Here is a 16,910-nt window from a genome sequence, read left to right as displayed (position 1 = left end):
CCATGTCATGCTGACCATAGACGGACTGCAATACTCCAACTGGTCCCGTGAGATATTCGAGCAAATGCGCGCCGGCGGTGTTACCGCCGTGCACGCCACCTTGGTATACCACGAGAACACACGCGAAACCCTGACCCGGTTTGGCGAGTGGAACCGGCGTTTTGAACAACACGCCGATTTAATCATGCCAGTCTATGAGCCGGCAGACATTGAACGTGCTCGCGCCAGCAACCGCATCGGCGTTTTCTTCGGTGCGCAAAACTGCTCGCCGATTGAAGACGACATCGACATGATTGCGGTCATGCGCCGTATGGGCCTGATGATCATGCAGCTGACGTACAACAACCAAAGCCTGTTGGCGACCGGTTGCTACGAGGCTGAAGACAACGGCATCACCCGCTTTGGGCGCCAAGCCATCGCGGAAATGAACCGTACCGGCATGATCATCGACATGTCCCACAGCTCGGAAAAATCCACGCTGGACGCCATTGAATTGTCGACTCGGCCGGTGATTATTTCCCACGCCAACCCCTCGTCGTTCCATGCGGCCAAACGTAATAAGTCAGACAAGGTTCTGAAAGCTATCGCCGACAGCGGCGGCCTGCTGGGTTTTTCGGTGTATCCGTTCCACTTGAAAGACGGGCCGGACTGCACACTGGAAAGCTTCTGCGGCATGGTGGCCGATACCGCCGAACTGATGGGCATCGACCATATTGGGCTGGGCACGGATTTGTGCCAAGGCCAACCGCAATCAGTACTGGACTGGATGCGCAACGGACGCTGGTCCAAGGAAATGGATTTTGGCGAAGGCAACAAAGGCAACGCCGGCTGGCCGCGGCCATTAACATGGTTTCAGGACAATCGCGATTTTCCTGCCATTATTGATGGATTGCAAAAAAAAGGATTCAGCGACATTGACGTGCAAAAAATCATGGGCCTGAATTGGCTTAAACAACTTGAAGACGGCACCACGCCGGCGTCTTGAAGGCTGTTGAATAAAAAACCGGCAAACGCAACACCAACCATTGGACCAGCAACAAACCAGGGTGTCTCAACAAAAAAGGTAAGCATTATGAAAAATAACAAAATCAAGGCAGGCGGTGATTACTCACTTGCTCAGCTGGGCGACCCGGTATTGCTGACGCTCAGCGTTGGCTTTATTGTGCTGTTTGTCGGGTTTTCATTGTTTGACCTTAAAGCAGTAGCAGATCTGATTGGCAGCGGATTTGCCTGGACCGCCAAGATCTTCGGCACGTATTTCCAAATGCTGTTGCTGGCCACCTTCTTTATTGCCATCGGCGTTGCTTGCAGCCCGGCCGGCCGTGCCAAAATCGGCAATCTTGACCGCCCGGAAATGAGCACCTTCCGCTGGCTGTCCATTATTATGTGTACCCTGCTGGCCGGTGGCGGCGTGTTCTTCGCCGCAGGCGAGCCCATTTATCACTTTGTGGTGACCCCTCCGGCATTTACCTCCGAGCCAGGCACGGCAGCCGCCGTCTCCAACGCCATGGCACAATCCTTTATGCACTGGGGCTTTCTGGCTTGGGCCGTGCTGGGCACCCTGTCTGCCATTGTTCTGGCCCACGCTCACTATGTTAAAGGCAAGCCGCTACAGCCCAGAACGCTGCTATACCCAGTGTTTGGCGAGCGGATTATGAGCGGCTGGCTGGGCAGCGTGGTCGACGCCTGTTGCGTTATTGCAGTGGTTGCCGGCACTGTTGGCCCGATAGGTTTTCTGGCCACCCAAATGAGCTTTGGCCTGAGTGAACTGTTTGGCCTGAGCGACGGTCTGGGCACTCAAATGGCCATTCTGGCGCTACTGGCGGCTATTTACGTAACCTCTGCCGTCACCGGCATTCATCGCGGCATCCAGATTCTAAGCCGCCTGAACGTGTTCCTGGCGCTGGCCGTTGCCGCCATTATCTTTATCTTTGGCCCCACCCTGTTTCTGACCAACACCTACTTCCAGAGCATGGGCCAGTACATGTCGTCGTTCATGGAAATGGCAACCATGACCGCCGAAACCGCACCGGCCTGGTGGATGCAGTGGTGGACTGTGTTCTTCTTTGCGTGGTTTATCGGCTACGCCCCGTTGATGGCGATTTTTGTAGCGCGCATATCCCGCGGCCGCAGCATTCGCGAAATGATCATGGCGGTGGCCGTTATGGCCCCCATCGCCACCACCATTTGGTTCACATTGCTGGGCGGCTCGGGCATCTATTATCAGATGACCGGTGTGATTGACCTAGCCGACGCCCTTAACAACTTCCGCTTTGACATTGCCACGTTGACCGTAGCTCAGGCGTTGCCCGGCGGTAGCTTTATGGCTCTGGCCGTTCTGATTTTGACCACCATATTCGTGGCCACCACCGGCGACTCCATGAGCTATGCCATCGCCGTGGTCAGCTCGGGCCACGATGAACCCAACACCTTTGTGCGCGCATTCTGGGGTTTGGCTATGGCCGGTATGGCCGCCGTTCTGCTGTATATGGGCGCAGGCCAAATCAGCGTGCTGCAACAGTTTATTGTGATAACCGCTATTCCTGTGTCGCTGGTTCTGCTGCCATCACTTTGGCTGGGCCCGAAAGCCGCCTACACTATGGCTCGCGAGCAGAATCTGATTCCGCAACTGCCTGGTGCAACCTCGGCGAAAGGCTCGGTAACACTGGAAGAACACTCAAAGGTGAAATCATGAGCTGGGCCGATACCCTTTCAACCACCGATAACCTGCGTCCCGCCAATCAGGTCATGCAGCTAGACCGGCTGGGCAGTATGTTCGCCAGCCGCCTGAGCTTTGCGCGCTCGCTGGTGCGCAAGATGATCAAGGAGCGCTGGCAGGTCAGCAACACCGTATTTGACCTGAACGACCAGGGCCACGGCACCGCTATTTACCGCATCACCACGCCTCAGGGGCTTTACCACTGCGTGATTTTCTGCCGCGAGTTGCGCGCAGATCAGCGCTCTGACCGGGTAATTGCCGAAGCCTGGGACGTTACCTTTGCGATCGTTGAAGGCGATGTGGAAGCGGAGTTGCTGCAGCACATGGCCGACAACGTGCCACTGCAGGAAGCTGGCCGCCTGTCTTCCAGGGTTCTGGTGCTGTCGCGGGCCAACAAGAGCCTGCGCAACTTCAGCCATTTTGTGGCCGCGCTGGCCGTCGGCGAACAGCCCGACCCAGCAGCGCTGACGGCGGTGGGCTATCTGTACCGCACCACCGCGGTGTACGGCAATGGCAAATTCGGCATTGCCGACTTTGCCCGGTTGGAACGTAACACGGATTTCAACCGGCCATTTTCTGCGCAAATGCTGGCTGTGTATGTGCTACGCCAGTTCTCCATTGAACAGCTGAACCACCTGGCAAGGGTGCAAGCGCCAGATACCGCCGTCGAGCTCGCCCCGGAACTGCAACGCTATCTGGGCATTGGCAACTCAACCGGCCTGGGTATGGCGCCGTTTTTGATCAATCACCCGCAGCTTATCCAGCAATGGATCTACGGCCGCGAGCGCGCCCTGGCTTGCGCGCGCCTGCAGCCTGCCAGCGACAAATGCCGCAACAAGCTGCTGGCGCTGATGCTTCGCGCCCACCGCTATTTGCAGCAAACCGTTACCGAAGACCAGGCCCAAACTCTGCGCAACCGGAACATTGTGCAGTCGGTACAGGAAGTGATCGATTGGCTGGAGCGCACCCCTGCGCACCCGGCGCTGTATCGCGAACTGACCGACTGGGCCGACGAGCACAGCTCGGTTGAAGCACAGGAACTGATCAACACACTACTGATAGAGATGTATCCGGAACTGGTAGACAGCCTGGACGACGAACTGGGCTGCCATGAAACCATGGATTTGCAGCCCGATATGAAAGCGCGAAAACTGAAAGAGCTGATCGAGCAGAGCTTTGATTGGGCGCTGACCTACAACGAAGAAAGCGCAGAAGACAACTACTGGTTCTGGTACCGCTCGGCGGAAAAGGAAGAACCACGGCTGGGCATTCGTGCCGAGGAATCTGGCGCCGAAAAAGAAACTGCGCTGGCCATAGGCCCGCGTATCAGCCGCTGCTATACCCTGCTGGCGGAGTTTGTACAGAATAACCCCAACGCCATGGTGGTCGAGTTTTTGATGGCACACCCGAAGCAGAAAGAAATTGTTCGGCGTATCCAGACCATGGCACCTACGCCCTACGGCGAAATTCGCGCTAACTTATGGCACCGCGATATGAAACCCATGCACCTGCTGCGCACGAAACTGTCATTTTTTGGCGCAGGCCGGTTTGATCCAAAATCCGACCGCTGGGTTCGCATCACCTTGTTCCAGGGCGCGCCCTTGGGCGTTGAACTGACAAACCCTGCGCTGTCGCTGGACCAGCTTGACGACTGGAGCTTTCCCTTACAGCCAGAACGGCAGCCCGGAAAGCAGGCAGGAGCCCAATGAAAGTATCCTTTAACGAATTGCAGGGCTTGTCGCGCAAGGCGTTTAGTGGCGTCGGTTTTGACGATGGCGACGCCAGCGACGCCGCCGACATGGTGGTGTGGATGGAAGCCCACGGCCTGAACGGCATTCAATCCCTGAAGCGCAGCCTGGCGTTCATACTGGAAGAAGATCAGTCACATTCGCCAGAAATTATCTACCAGGATGCCGACCTGTGCGTGGTTGACGCCCACAACCGCACGGCTCTGAACAACGCCAGCCTGGCCATCGAACTGGGTTACGCCAAATGCCGCGCGCGCGGATTGTCGGTAACAAAAATACGTCACTGCCACAACCGCATGCTGATTGTGGGCTATCTGTCGCGGGTGGCACGGCGCAACATGAGCGTTACCGCGTTCTGGCGCGACTCCCACCAGCCTTTGACGGAGATATTGGTCAGTTTCAAAGCCGGCGAAGAAGCGCCGGAAATTTGTATGTACAGCCTGGACGACATACCGGACGACACAGAACCCAATGACGGCATTACCCTGGTGATGGTGAACCACGTCAACCTGATGCCCGACTTCAAGGCCGATCAAACCCTGAACAACCTGCTGCATCAAGACAAACACAGCATGAACAACTGGCAGGAACACGCACTGGCCGAAGGCATAGAGGTAGAACCTGAAATGTGGGACCGGCTAAAAGAACTGGCCACAAGAATTCTGGTGGAATCATCAGACGACTCACGCCAGGGCGCCGGAGCCGGAGCCAGCGATAACGACTAAACCGATTAGCAGTCCAATACGCAACTATTCAATATTCAGCTATCCAATACTCACCACTTAGGAACCCAGAATGAACCCCTATCCCGTGAACACTAACTTCCCCGCCTCTAAATCACCTCTGGCTTGGGCCACTGTTGGCAACGGCATTCTGTTCACCGCGCAAATCCCCATTGATGCCGAAGGCAACGTGGTGGATGGCGGTATAGAGCCGCAGATCAAGCAGACCCTGGCGAATCTGAAGCACACTCTGGAAAGTGCCGGCACCCGCGTGGCCAACCTGACTCAAGTGCTTATCTATGTGACCGACCGGGATGACCTGGCCGCGGTAAATCGCGAATACGCTACGTTTGTCGCCGAGCCTTTCCCCAACCGCGCGGCCATTATTGTGTCCGGCTTCGCCCGGGCAGAAATGCTGGTGGAAATCGTGGCTTACGCAGTGGTGCCATAAGCGGGTTTCTGAAACCCCGCGCCTGACAGCGCGGGGCCGATATTAAACCGGCGGTTCGGCCTGCAGCGCCGCCGGTAAACGGCTCGCACCCCAACTACGATAAATCCGCTCGACTACCCGCTGCAGTTCTTCCTGGTCTACATCTGCCAGTTCTCCCCGCTCCAGGGGATCGAAGTGAAAAATATACAGCCGCGATGCAAACTCTTCGAACGGCAATGAACCCTCACCAAAACGCTCACCACAGCCGGATGTACTCACTAGCACGCCGTCGCCCCAGTCTTGCCCGCTGTCGTTATTCGGGTTGTAGAAGTACGCCCGCATTTTCCCTTCCGGGTCCAGCGCTACCCGCAGAATCGTAATCGCGTGCCAGCCAATAAAGCGCCCGGCTCTGTCAGTTACCGCTATACCTGCTGGCTGGGGGTGAATCAACGGCTGATTGCCGTTGTAATAGGGGTGATAACTGGCGTAAAAATGCCGTAAAAACTCGTCCAGGTTGTCCAGATTTCCGGTGGCTACATCTACGTTAATGGCAAAGCCACGGCCGGCAGACCAGCCGTGGAACTCAGGGTTCACCCAGCGATGAGGGTCGCCCTCGCGGCCAATACACAAGCGCCCCATTTCCACGTAGATGCGATCCAGATGGGGCACCACCACCAGCGACACCGGGTCCAGATCAAACGTTACCTCGGCGGCAAGCCCGGCTGCACTGCGCGCCGACGACACCGGCACACCTTCAAAGTGCATAACAATTTCGTTATCCCGCGCGGCCCAGGTCACCATCTGCAATAGATAATCCGGGTCGTTATAGGCCCACATAGACAATGCCCGCGCCGACTGGCAAGTCGGGTTGTTACCCTGGCCCACGCCCAAAGGCTGGCCCAGCATGTTCAACACACCCTGAATCAACCAGGCATTGGCCTGGGGCTGATAGCCATAGGCCAGCTGCAGTCGTTCACGGGCCTCGGGGCTTAGCGATAGCTTGGCCTGTCGCCAGAGCGCAGGCGCAACCGGCGGCTGGTAAAGAATTCCACGCTCCAATAGCAACGCCAAGCCATAAAGGCCCTGGGCGGTCTCAGCGAAGATGCCTTCGGTGATCAGCGTGTGCACCAATTCCCGGTAACACAACAAACAGTCGCGGCCGGTACTGGAAAGCCCCAAAGCCGCGCTCAGCAGCGCGTCTTGGCCCTCATCCATAATAAAGCGTACAAAGCTGGCGTGATAAGGCGACACCAGCCCGGTGTCGTGCATCGAGCGGGCAAAGCCGGTGGCTTCATTTTGCAGATTTTGCGCGTCCATCGCCTGCAGGCGCTGTTCGTAAACCACTATTCCCGGGTCTTCACTGCACGCCCGCGTAGGGCCATACAGGCTACTAATCAAACGTTCGGCACCGCCGCCGGCTGCGCCCAAATCCACATTCGGGTCTGCGCGACAAATGGCAATCTGGGTGATCATCTTGCGAACACCCGACACGCGGATGGGCCGCTGCTGCAAGATCCGCCAGATTTCCTCAATCAGATTTTCAATCACATGCTCGTAGCCGATATTCTGGGCTACATATTGCACCACGGCTTCGCTGATTAACGACAGCTCACCCTGCTCGCGTTCGGCTTCGCCGGTCATCCCAAACAGAAGGCCAAGATTAATCGCCAACACCTGAATCAGATAGTGCCTGGCCTGATCGGCAGACACCGACGGGTGCAAATAGAATTCGCGCACCACCGCCAGCAATCGCAATTCACTGAGCGCCTCAATCACAACCGTATCGGCGTTTTTGCTTTGCAGCGAATAAGTGGTCAAGGCCGGCACCAAAAGACCTGGTTCGGCCCAATCCGTGCCCTCAAAAACGCCTGCCTGTTCAATGCGCTGAATTCGCGCCTCGACGGCCTCACAGCCACCCGGCTGAAGCAACACCCGGCGGGCGCTACCAAATACCCTGGGCAATTTGGCAAACTTCGCCAGAGATTCGCTTTGTTCCAGTGCCCGAATAGCATCGTCCAGCTTGGCAACCAGTTTGTCGAGACTCACAGCCACAACCGTACTGCCCATTTGATAATCGTTCAAAGCCAGTTCCTCAGGGCCGTACTACCGGCCCGGTGATGCATCGTGAAACGGTCGATGGGGGTAAACACCAAAGCAGCCGGCATAACCTTTTGCATCCACCACTTCATTCGTAAAACGTGGTCGTTGATTCTTTCGTGGTTTTTGAATCAAACAACAGTATAAGGCCCCAGTAAACATTAAACCCGTAAGCAGGCTACAAAAGCTCAAATACTTTGCAGCGTCAGGCGTTACCAACACCGTTTTTATCACCCTAAACGGATGCGTCAAAACCGTAAATCATCCGCTGAAGCCTCACAAAAACATCACGAAAAAAATAAAAGTGTTGGTGTCTTTAAGTAGACCGGTCGTATACCAGGCCCAACAAAGGAGATTATCCATGAACAATTTTGATTTTCACAATCCCACCCGCATCGTTTTCGGTGACGGCAAAATTGCCGAGCTAGACGCTCTGGTTCCGAGAAACGCCCGCGTGATGATTCTTTTTGGCGGCGAAAGCGCACGCAGCACCGGAACTCTGGGCGAGGTGACCGCAGCCCTGGGCGAGCGCGACATTCACGAATTTTCAGGCATTGAGCCCAACCCCAGCTTCGAAACCCTAATGCGTGCGGTTACCCGAGTGCGCGATGAAAAGATTGATTTTCTGCTTGCGGTAGGTGGCGGATCCGTTATTGACGGCACAAAATTTGTTGCAGCTGCCGCGCTGTTTGAAGGCGATGAGTGGGACATCTTGCTGCAAGACGGCAACAACGTAGATAAAGCCTTGCCGTTTGGCGCGGTGCTGACCCTGCCAGCCACCGGTTCGGAAATGAACAAAGGCGCGGTGGTTACCCGCAAGTCTCTGAAAACAAAGCTGCCATTTCACAGCCAGCACGTGTTCCCGAAGTTCTCGATTCTAGACCCGACAAAAACCTTCACTCTGCCGCCGCGGCAGGTCGCCAACGGTGTGGTTGATGCCTTTGTACACGTGATGGAACAATATTTGACCTACCCCGCCCAGGCGCCGGTGCAAGATCGTTTTTCCGAAGGCTTGCTGCAAACGCTGGTCGAGATTGGTCCCCAATGCCTGGCCGAACCTGAAAACTACCAGGTACGCGCCAGCCTGATGTGGACCGCCACCCTGGCTCTGAATGGGTTGATTGGCAGCGGTGTGCCGCAAGACTGGGCCACACACATGCTGGGCCACGAACTCACCGCACTGCATAATCTGGACCACGCTCAAACCCTGGCCATTGTGTTGCCATCCATGCTGAGGGAACGCAAAGCAGCGAAGCAGGACAAACTGGTGCAATACGCCGAACGGGTCTGGAACATTACTGAGGGCAGCGCGGAACAAAAAGCCGACGCCGCTATCGACAAAACCCAGGCCTTCTTCGAGTCCATGGGCGTAAAAACCCACCTGGTTGATTACCAGCTGGGCGAAGAACACATTGATGAGCTCATCGATAGCCTGAAGAAAAACGGCATGACCAAATTGGGTGAAAACGGCGACGTAACACCCGATAGGTGCCGCCGCGTATTGCAGCGGTCACTTCGTTAAACGGTAAAAACCTTCGGGTTTTTGATCAGATATCGATTTTCATTGCGCCTCAACTCTGGGACATATTCTTGCTACGGCTCACCTGCAGAGCCGCAATGATAATTCCTATCGAGGCCACGCCAATAATGATCGCCGCCAGCGCGTTCACATCCGGGCTTACTCCCAGACGGACTTTAGAGAAAATCACCATCGGCAGGGTCGAAGCGCCTGGGCCGGAAACAAAACTGGCAACCACCAGATCGTCCAGGCTGAGGGTAAAGGCCAGCAGCCAACCTGACATCAGCGCCGGAGCAATCACCGGCAGTGTTACATCAAAGAACACCCGCACCGGGTGCGCTCCAAGGTCCAGCGCTGCCTCTTCGATCGACAGATCCATATCCACCAGCCGCGACTGTATAATCACAGCCGCATAGGCTGCGCCAAAGGTCGAGTGCGCGATAATAATCGTCATAATCCCACGTTCGCCAGGCCAGCCAAGAACGCTCTCCATCGCAACGAACATCAGCAGCAACGCCAGCCCGATAATAACTTCGGGCATAACCAGTGGCGCAGTAATCATCATGCTCAGCAGCGTCTTGCTGCGAAAGCGCCGGAACCGGACCAACACGAAAGAGGCCACCGTACCAATCACCACAGACAGAGTCGCGCTGGCCAGGGCAACACGCAGGCTGACCCAGGCCGCATCCAGAATTTGCGGATCTCGGAACAGCTCGCCATACCATTTGGTCGAAAATCCGCCCCAAACGGTCACCAGCCGGCTTTCGTTAAAGCTGAAAATCACCAGTGACAGGATAGGAGCGTAAAGGAACACGAAACCCAGAACGCCGAAGATCATGAGAGACCGTGACTTACGTTTCATCGGGTTTCTCCTTCGCTGGCTGACTGCGCCCAGCGCAGCAACATAATGGGAATCACCAGAACAAACAGCATCACGATAGCCACCGACGAGGCGACGGGCCAGTCCCGGTTAGAGAAAAACTCGTTCCACAACACCTGACCGATCATCAGCGTATCCGGCCCGCCAAGAAGCGCCGGGATAACAAACTCGCCGACGGCGGGAATGAACACCAGCATGCAGCCCGCGATAATCCCGCTCAGCGACAGCGGCACGGTGACGGTCAGGAACGTAGTGACCGGGAGCGCGCCCAAATCGGAAGATGCCTCAAGATAAGCTTCGTCCAGTTTCACTAAATTGGCGTAAAGCGGCAGGATCATGAACGGCAGATAGGTATAAACGATGCCAACATAGACAGCAAAATCGGTCTGTAACATCACTAGCGGCTCGTCGATAATGCCAACACTCATCAGCAGATTGTTGATAACCCCATTGCCTTTGAGAAACCCGATCCACGCGTAAACCCTCAATAGAAACGACGTCCAGAAGGGCAGTACAACCAGCATCAACAGCAGGTTGCGCTGATCCGGAGGCGAGCGCGCAATCAGGTAGGCCATCGGATACCCGATCAACAGGGCAATGAGTGTCGCGACGCCGGCAATCTTGACCGACCCCAGATAAGCCGCAAGGTAAAGAGGGTCTTCCAATAGAAACAGATAGTTATTGAAGTTCAGATTAACCCTGAAAAACCCGTCAATCCACTCCACGATCGGCAGATAGGGCGGCCGGGCAATTGCGGCCTCAGAAAACGAAATTTTCGCGACTACCAGGAATGGAATCAGAAAAAAAACCAGAAGCCAAACGGTCGGGATGGCAATAACCAAAATTCGTCCCTTGAGCCCCAGCCGGCCCAGAAGCGCCCCGATCTTCGATCCCAGCGGCAGGCTATTCATGACGTCACCACGATCCCGGCGTTGCCAGCCCAGCCCAGGTTCACCCGGTCACCGTAATTCAGCGAACTCTCTTCAGACCGAAAAAGGTTCGATTGGTTAACGCGCACGCGTTTACCGCTGTTCAGGCGTATCTGGTAAACCGACGAATCGCCCAGATAGGCAATTTCATCGATGATACCGCTTAGCTTGTTGCGCAAGTCACCCAGATCATCTTTGCTGATCTGCATTTTTTCCGGTCGCACCGCAACGGCGACCTTTTGGCCAATAACACCGCTGATGCTGTGGGGTACGTAAATTCCCAAACCGGCTTCGGGACAGGCCACAACAACGTGGCTCTCGCCGTCTTCGGCAATACGGCCCTCAAAGATATTCACCGAACCAATAAAATCTGCAACGAATCGGTTCTGCGGATACTCGTATATCTCGCGAGGGGTCCCAACCTGGACGATCTTGCCTGCGGTCATAACACCGATCCGGCTGGACAACGTCATCGCCTCTTGCTGATCGTGAGTGACAACAACAAAGGTCACGCCCAGACTTTCCTGAATCTTGATCAGTTCAAATTGGGTCTCTTCGCGAAGTTTCTTGTCCAGCGCACCCATCGGTTCGTCCAGCAGCAGCAGCTTGGGTTTTTTCACCAGCGCGCGCGCGAGCGCAACCCGCTGGCGTTGGCCGCCGGACAGTTGATGTGGCTTACGGGCGGCAAAAGCATCCATCTGCACCAGCGACAGCATGTCTGTCACGCGAGTGGCAATCTCTGCCCTGGGCAAGCCGTCTCGTTTCAGCCCGTATGCGATGTTCTTTTCCACGGTCATGTGCGGAAACAACGCGTAGGACTGAAACATCATGTTGGTAGGTCGTTTATAAGGCGGGATGCCGGCCTGGTCCTGACCGTCGATGATGATCTGGCCGGAGGTAAGGTCCTCAAACCCCGACAGCATCCGCAACAAAGTGGACTTGCCGCAACCCGATCCACCCAGAAGGCAGAAAATCTCACCCTTGTAGATTTCCAGCGACACGTTATTAACGGACGTGAACTCACCGAATTTCTTGGTCACATTTTTAATTTGTAAAAAAGGCACCGCGTTTGGATCGGTCCAGGGTTTTAGGCCTGCAACTGCATTGGCTTCGGACATGATTACTCCCCATTTCCCCAAAAGAAACGATTCTGGAAAACAACTGCCGCGCGGATCGGATCCGCGCAGCAGTGAACAGGCTTACATGCCAGTCTTGATGGTGGTCCAGGCGCGGGTCAGCGTTCGGTCATAGCGCGCCGTGTGCGGCTTGGAAACGAACATCTTCTTCTTAATGTCCTGAGGGGGGTAAATGCCAGGATCATTAGCCACGTCTGAGTTCACAAATTCCGTCGCAGCGGTATTCGGATTTCCGAAGTAGACATAGTTGGTAATGTCTGCGGCAACTTTTGGTTCGAGGATATAGTCAATAAATTTTAATGCGTTTTCGGGATTGGGTGCATCGTCCGGGATTGCCAGCATGTCGAAACCGATCACTGCACCCTCTCTCGGAATCGTGTAAGCAACATTAATTCCCTGCCCTGCCTCGGCGGCACGGTCACGGGCTTGCAGAATGTCGCCGGAATAGCCGATGGTCACGCAGATATCACCGTTGGCCAGATCGTTAATATACTGCGACGAATGGAAGTAGCGGATGTGAGGGCGAACGCCCATCATCAGTTCGCTGCCCTTCTCCAGATCGGCTTTATCTTCGGAGTGCGGATCGAGTCCCAGGTAATTCAGCGCCGACGACATAACTTCGGTCGGGGAATCCATCACCACAACGCCGCAATCGGCCAGTTTTGCGACGGTGTCCGGGTCGAACATCATGTCCCAGCTGCCGATCTTATCGGCGCCAATGCGTTCTTTGATCATATCGACGTTGTAGCCGATCCCTACGGAGAACATCATGTAGGGAACGCCATAAGTGTTGCCCGGGTCATTGACCTCAATGATTTTGAGAATATCGGGGTCAAGATTGCCGTAGTTTTTCAGTTTGTCTTTGTCGATCTTCGCATACAGGCCAGCCTTCGCCTGGCGAGCAAGAAACTCGATAGACGGCACCACCACATCGTAGCCGCTGGAGCCCGTCAGCATCTTGGCTTCCAGCACTTCGTTGCTGTCGAACACGTCGTAATTAATCGTGATGCCGGTTCTCGCCTCGAAATTTTCAATCGTGTCGGGAGCCACATAATCAGACCAGTGATATACGTTCAGTTCACCCTCGGCACAGGCTGCGCCAGTGACCAGTGCCAGCGCGCTACAGATCAGTGTTTTTTTTATCATGATGTTCTCCTGAGTATTTTTTATTATTTACTTTTTTACCGTGTCAGATGCCGATTTTGTCGCGCACCCCGTACCACCAGGAGCCCATCACCGAATAGGGAACGCGGAACATGCGCCCGCCGGGGAACGGATACCAAGGCACCTTGGCAAACACGTCGAACCGGGTCAGGTCGCCGTGGATTGCCTCGGCCAGGATGCGCCCGAAGGTGTGCGACCCGGTAACGCCATGGCCGCTGTAGCCGTGGGCGAAATAGGTGTTCCCGCCGATGCGGCCCATCTGGGGGACGCGGCTGAACGAGAGGGCGAAATTACCGCTCCACGCGTAGTCGATCTTGACCCCTTTAAGCTGTGGAAACACCTTGTCCATGTTGCGCTGCAACTTGGCTTTGATGTCACTGGGATCTGCGCCACCGTAAACCGTGCCGCCACCAAACAACATGCGGTTATCGCCGGACAAACGATAGTAATCGAGGATGTAGCGGATATCCTCGACGCAGGCATCCGTCGGTATCAATTCCCGCGCACGCGCCTCGCCCAAAGGCTCGGTTGCCATCACCTGCGTTGACACCGGCATCACTCGCGACGTAAGCGTTGGCACCACGTGGCCAAGGTAAGCATTACCGCACAGAACCAGCGTCTTGCAGGTCATCGTGCCTTTGGCCGTTTTGACGACTGGCTGAGCCGCCGCGTGATCAACGTCAATCACCGGCGACATCTCATAGATGATGCCACCGTTCTGCTCAAATGCCGCTGCCTCGCCCAAGGCCAGATTCAACGGGTGCATATGACCGCCCGAATAATCGATCAGCCCGCCCACGTAGAGGTCGGAATTCACATGCTCGCGCAGTTGGTTCTTGTCCAGCATCTCCTGATTCTTGAGGCCATAGCTCGCCCAAAGCTTCATCCGTTGTTCCAGCTCGCCCATATGAGCGCTGGTCAAACCCGTAAAGATGTTCTTTTCTTTCAGATCGCATTTGATGTTGTAGGTGCTGATCCGCTCGCGGATAATCTCACCACCTTCCTGCACCAGACCGGCAACGAATGTGGCCGTGTCTTGCCCGTAGCGCTTCTTGATCGTTTGCAGACTGGCGTTCAGCCCGTTGACGATCTGCCCCCCATTGCGCCCCGAGGCGCCCCATCCAACCCGCGCACCCTCAATAATGGCGACCTTGTAGCCTTTTTCTGCAAGATAAAGCCCCGTCGAGAGCCCGGTGTATCCGGCGCCGACGATGCAGACATCTATTTGATGATCACCGGTCAGTTCCGGCCGCTCCGGCGCGACATTAGCCGAGGCGGCGTAATAGCTTGAGGTGTGGCTGCCGTCGCCGGCATAGGAGTAATTCTGCGAGTTCATCACACGATCTCCAGGTAACTGTCATATTCAAACTTGGTCACGTAGCGGGCAAATTTACGCAATTCCTGCGTCTTGCACTCGACCAACATGGTTTGCAGCCGTTTAGAGAAGATGGTCGGCACATCGGCACCCTTGCGAAAGGCGTCAATGGCGGTTGCCCAGTCCAGCGGCAGATTGTCGAGGTTCATTGAATACGCGTTCCCGGTAATGGGTGCCGCCGGCCGCATGTCGTTCTCGATGCCGAGCAGCGCCCCGCCCAGAATGCTGGTCAGCACCAGATAGGGGTTGGCATCGGCGCCAGCAACGCGATGCTCTATCCGCCGCGCTATTGACTCACCGCCGGGAATACGGATGGCCGCGGTTCGGTTCTCATAGCCCCAAGAGACGCTTGTCGGCGCGTGAGCGCCAGGCAGAAGACGGCGATAGGAGTTTTCGTGCGGCGCAAATGTCAGCGTGTTTTGCTGCATCGTGGCCAACAGGCCGGCCACCGCGTTCAACAACAGTGGCGTGCCTTCTTCGCCGCCGTTGTCGAATACGTTTATCCCGTTTTCATCGATCAATGAAAAATGCGTGTGAAAACCGCTACCAGACAGGTCGCCATAAGGTTTTGCCATGAAGGTAGCTGCAAGCCCGTGCTTGCGGGCAATGCCGCGCACGAGCCGCTTGAACAGCACGGCATCGTCGGCGGCGCGCAGAGGGTCCGCAACGTGGCGCATGTTGATCTCGAACTGGCCCGCCCCGTTTTCCGAGATCGCAGCATCTGCAGGAATGCCCTGCAATTCGCAAGCATCGTAAACGTCGTTCAGAAATTCATCGAAATGCTGCAATTCGTCCAGCGACATCGCGCCGTCGGATTCCAGACGTTTGCCGGTGACCGGGGATCGCGGCGCCTGCGGATAATCTTCTGAGGGATCAACCAGATAGAATTCCAACTCGGTCGCCACCACAGGCGTCAGTCCGCGCTCCTTGTATTGCTCGGCCACGCGCGCCAGAGCCCTGCGCGGGTCGCCCGGAAACGGTTCGCCATCTTCTTGCCGCATCCACAGCATCGCCAGGGCCGTCGGGCGACTGGTCCAGGTGACCGGCATCAATTGACGGCCAGTAAAATCGCACAAGCCATCGGAATCACCCGTCTCGAAAACCAGCTCACTGTTTTCGACATCCTCGCCCCAGATGTCCATGCCGACAATCGACAACGGCATCCGTAGCCCGCCTTTTATCACCTTGGACAACTGATCAACCGGAACGCGCTTGCCTCGCATCGTGCCGTTCAGATCACAAACGCAGGCAAAAATAGAATCAATTTCTGGATGCTGTTCTAGCCAGGCTTCGGCTTTATTATCAGACATGGGTCACCTTTAGATACCGTTTTTTGAATTGTGATATCATTGTGCTAATATTTATATCATTCCTTTAATTGTGTCAACCTTTTTAGGTAATATAGTCCAGACCAACACACTCCAGGACGGCATGATGACCAGCAACGGCGAACTCAATATCCCTGATATTCCGGCAATATCCGGAACGACGACACAAGAATATGCCTATGAGCGCCTCCGCAACGCAATCATGCTGGGGGCGATCGAGCCCGGCACGTCACTGACAATACGCGGGTTGGCCGCACGGCTGAATCTCAGCCCGACCCCGATCCGCGAGGCTGTGCGGCGGCTCAGCTCGGAACATGCCATACAGATCAAAGATAACCGGCGCATGGCGGTGCCTTTAATGACCCCCAACCGCTTTGAAGAACTGGTCGCACTCCGCATTGCGGTTGAGGTCCACACAGCCCAGCGCGCGCTGCCCTACATGTCAGATTTCATCATCGAAAAGCTGACGGAACTGGATAACAGGATGGACGAACTCATTTTTGACAGAGATCTCGATCAACTGACGCTGCTGAACCAGGCCTTCCATCGCACTCTTTACACAGTTAACCCTGCCCAAACCTCAATGCCCATCATTGAAAGCATCTGGTTGCAGCTTGGCCCCTTCCAGCGCCAGGTCCTCACACGAGTTACCGAATATTACGAGATTGATCGTCACAAAGAGATTCTTACCGCCCTGACGACTCGCGACGCAACCGCCCTGATAGATGCTATTACCAATGACATCAAAGACGGCGTACTGAAGTCAGGCCGAAACCTTCTGGCCCTGATGGACGCCGCATGAGGGAAGAATATCCGACCTGACGCGCCGTCGGGCACAGGTCGTTTACGGCCACAATTGATTC

General features: G+C 55.7%; 14 protein-coding genes and 1 pseudogene. 7 read left to right on the top strand and 8 right to left on the bottom strand.

Translation table 11 applies throughout. From position 1 onward, the window contains the following. Positions 1 to 7 precede the first annotated feature (7 nt). From MIH19_RS06700 to MIH19_RS06680, 5 genes are all read left to right on the top strand, one after another. Positions 8 to 985 carry a membrane dipeptidase gene (locus MIH19_RS06700; RefSeq protein WP_249008127.1) on the top strand — a complete coding sequence of 326 codons (978 nt, stop codon included), beginning with the start codon at positions 8 to 10 and terminating at the stop codon, positions 983 to 985. An 87-nt stretch (positions 986 to 1,072) separates the two neighbouring features. Next, positions 1,073 to 2,695: a BCCT family transporter gene (locus MIH19_RS06695; protein WP_249008126.1), complete on the top strand. Its 1,623-nt coding sequence runs from the start codon at positions 1,073 to 1,075 to the stop codon at positions 2,693 to 2,695. Continuing rightward, complete coding sequence (locus MIH19_RS06690) at positions 2,692 to 4,428, top strand: hypothetical protein (protein ID WP_249008125.1); 1,737 nt, start codon at positions 2,692 to 2,694, stop codon at positions 4,426 to 4,428. Before MIH19_RS06695 ends, MIH19_RS06690 begins: the two co-directional genes overlap by 4 nt. Further along, complete coding sequence (locus MIH19_RS06685) at positions 4,425 to 5,192, top strand: Ldh family oxidoreductase (protein ID WP_249008124.1); 768 nt, start codon at positions 4,425 to 4,427, stop codon at positions 5,190 to 5,192. Before MIH19_RS06690 ends, MIH19_RS06685 begins: the two co-directional genes overlap by 4 nt. A 70-nt stretch (positions 5,193 to 5,262) precedes the next feature. After that, a complete protein-coding gene (locus MIH19_RS06680; RefSeq protein ID WP_249008123.1) occupies positions 5,263 to 5,640 on the top strand; it encodes a RidA family protein in 378 nt (125 codons plus the stop codon). 42 nt (positions 5,641 to 5,682) lie between these two features. Here the strand turns inward: MIH19_RS06680 and MIH19_RS06675 are convergent, their stop codons facing one another. Together MIH19_RS06675 and MIH19_RS22525 are read right to left on the bottom strand one after the other, a co-directional pair. Then, a complete protein-coding gene (locus MIH19_RS06675) occupies positions 5,683 to 7,701 on the bottom strand; it encodes a hypothetical protein (protein ID WP_249008122.1) in 2,019 nt (672 codons plus the stop codon). A 51-nt stretch (positions 7,702 to 7,752) separates the two neighbouring features. Next, positions 7,753 to 7,915, bottom strand: a pseudogene (locus MIH19_RS22525) (carboxylate--amine ligase); the annotation flags it as partial. Between the two features lie 162 nt (positions 7,916 to 8,077). On the opposite strand from MIH19_RS22525, the gene MIH19_RS06670 reads away from it, so the two are divergent. Next, positions 8,078 to 9,238, top strand: coding sequence for an iron-containing alcohol dehydrogenase (locus MIH19_RS06670; RefSeq protein ID WP_249008121.1), 1,161 nt, complete (start codon positions 8,078 to 8,080; stop codon positions 9,236 to 9,238). A 49-nt stretch (positions 9,239 to 9,287) separates the two neighbouring features. Here the strand turns inward: MIH19_RS06670 and MIH19_RS06665 are convergent, their stop codons facing one another. The 6 genes from MIH19_RS06665 to MIH19_RS06640 all read right to left on the bottom strand — a co-directional run bounded on the left by MIH19_RS06665 (position 9,288) and on the right by MIH19_RS06640 (position 16,029). Continuing rightward, entirely contained in the window at positions 9,288 to 10,097 is an 810-nt protein-coding gene (locus MIH19_RS06665) for an ABC transporter permease subunit (RefSeq protein WP_249008120.1), read from the bottom strand. Then, positions 10,094 to 11,026, bottom strand: coding sequence for an ABC transporter permease subunit (locus MIH19_RS06660; RefSeq protein WP_249008119.1), 933 nt, complete (start codon positions 11,024 to 11,026; stop codon positions 10,094 to 10,096). The genes MIH19_RS06665 and MIH19_RS06660 overlap by 4 nt, the downstream gene beginning before the upstream one ends. Further along, positions 11,023 to 12,162 (bottom strand): polyamine ABC transporter ATP-binding protein, encoded by a 1,140-nt coding sequence (gene potA, locus MIH19_RS06655; protein WP_249008118.1) that lies wholly within the window; start codon positions 12,160 to 12,162, stop codon positions 11,023 to 11,025. The genes MIH19_RS06660 and potA overlap by 4 nt, the downstream gene beginning before the upstream one ends. Positions 12,163 to 12,243: 81 nt before the next feature. Then, positions 12,244 to 13,326: a polyamine ABC transporter substrate-binding protein gene (locus MIH19_RS06650; protein WP_249008117.1), complete on the bottom strand. Its 1,083-nt coding sequence runs from the start codon at positions 13,324 to 13,326 to the stop codon at positions 12,244 to 12,246. 43 nt (positions 13,327 to 13,369) lie between these two features. Continuing rightward, a complete protein-coding gene (locus tag MIH19_RS06645; protein ID WP_249008116.1) occupies positions 13,370 to 14,680 on the bottom strand; it encodes an FAD-binding oxidoreductase in 1,311 nt (436 codons plus the stop codon). Continuing rightward, complete coding sequence (locus MIH19_RS06640; RefSeq protein WP_249008115.1) at positions 14,680 to 16,029, bottom strand: glutamine synthetase family protein; 1,350 nt, start codon at positions 16,027 to 16,029, stop codon at positions 14,680 to 14,682. The genes MIH19_RS06645 and MIH19_RS06640 overlap by 1 nt, the downstream gene beginning before the upstream one ends. A gap of 121 nt (positions 16,030 to 16,150) precedes the next feature. Here MIH19_RS06640 and MIH19_RS06635 point away from each other — a divergent pair, with 121 nt between their 5' ends. Beyond that, complete coding sequence (locus MIH19_RS06635; protein ID WP_249008114.1) at positions 16,151 to 16,849, top strand: GntR family transcriptional regulator; 699 nt, start codon at positions 16,151 to 16,153, stop codon at positions 16,847 to 16,849. Positions 16,850 to 16,910: the final 61 nt, after the last annotated feature.

Source organism: Marinobacter sp. M1C (assembly GCF_023314135.1).
Lineage (GTDB): Bacteria > Pseudomonadota > Gammaproteobacteria > Pseudomonadales > Oleiphilaceae > Marinobacter.
This window is presented reverse-complemented; position numbering and strand designations above follow the sequence as displayed.

Excerpts from the sequence above, each read along its gene's own strand:
- MIH19_RS06700 (WP_249008127.1), top strand. The coding sequence starts at position 8 with ATGCTGACCATAGACGGACTGCAATACTCCAACTGGTCCCGTGAGATA.
- MIH19_RS06695 (WP_249008126.1), top strand. The coding sequence starts at position 1,073 with ATGAAAAATAACAAAATCAAGGCAGGCGGTGATTACTCACTTGCTCAG.
- MIH19_RS06690 (WP_249008125.1), top strand. The coding sequence starts at position 2,692 with ATGAGCTGGGCCGATACCCTTTCAACCACCGATAACCTGCGTCCCGCC.
- MIH19_RS06685 (WP_249008124.1), top strand. The coding sequence starts at position 4,425 with ATGAAAGTATCCTTTAACGAATTGCAGGGCTTGTCGCGCAAGGCGTTT.
- MIH19_RS06680 (WP_249008123.1), top strand. The coding sequence starts at position 5,263 with ATGAACCCCTATCCCGTGAACACTAACTTCCCCGCCTCTAAATCACCT.
- MIH19_RS06670 (WP_249008121.1), top strand. The coding sequence starts at position 8,078 with ATGAACAATTTTGATTTTCACAATCCCACCCGCATCGTTTTCGGTGAC.
- MIH19_RS06665 (WP_249008120.1), bottom strand. The coding sequence starts at position 10,097 with ATGAAACGTAAGTCACGGTCTCTCATGATCTTCGGCGTTCTGGGTTTC.
- MIH19_RS06660 (WP_249008119.1), bottom strand. The coding sequence starts at position 11,026 with ATGAATAGCCTGCCGCTGGGATCGAAGATCGGGGCGCTTCTGGGCCGG.
- potA (WP_249008118.1), bottom strand. The coding sequence starts at position 12,162 with ATGTCCGAAGCCAATGCAGTTGCAGGCCTAAAACCCTGGACCGATCCA.
- MIH19_RS06650 (WP_249008117.1), bottom strand. The coding sequence starts at position 13,326 with ATGATAAAAAAAACACTGATCTGTAGCGCGCTGGCACTGGTCACTGGC.
- MIH19_RS06645 (WP_249008116.1), bottom strand. The coding sequence starts at position 14,680 with ATGAACTCGCAGAATTACTCCTATGCCGGCGACGGCAGCCACACCTCA.
- MIH19_RS06640 (WP_249008115.1), bottom strand. The coding sequence starts at position 16,029 with ATGTCTGATAATAAAGCCGAAGCCTGGCTAGAACAGCATCCAGAAATT.
- MIH19_RS06635 (WP_249008114.1), top strand. The coding sequence starts at position 16,151 with ATGATGACCAGCAACGGCGAACTCAATATCCCTGATATTCCGGCAATA.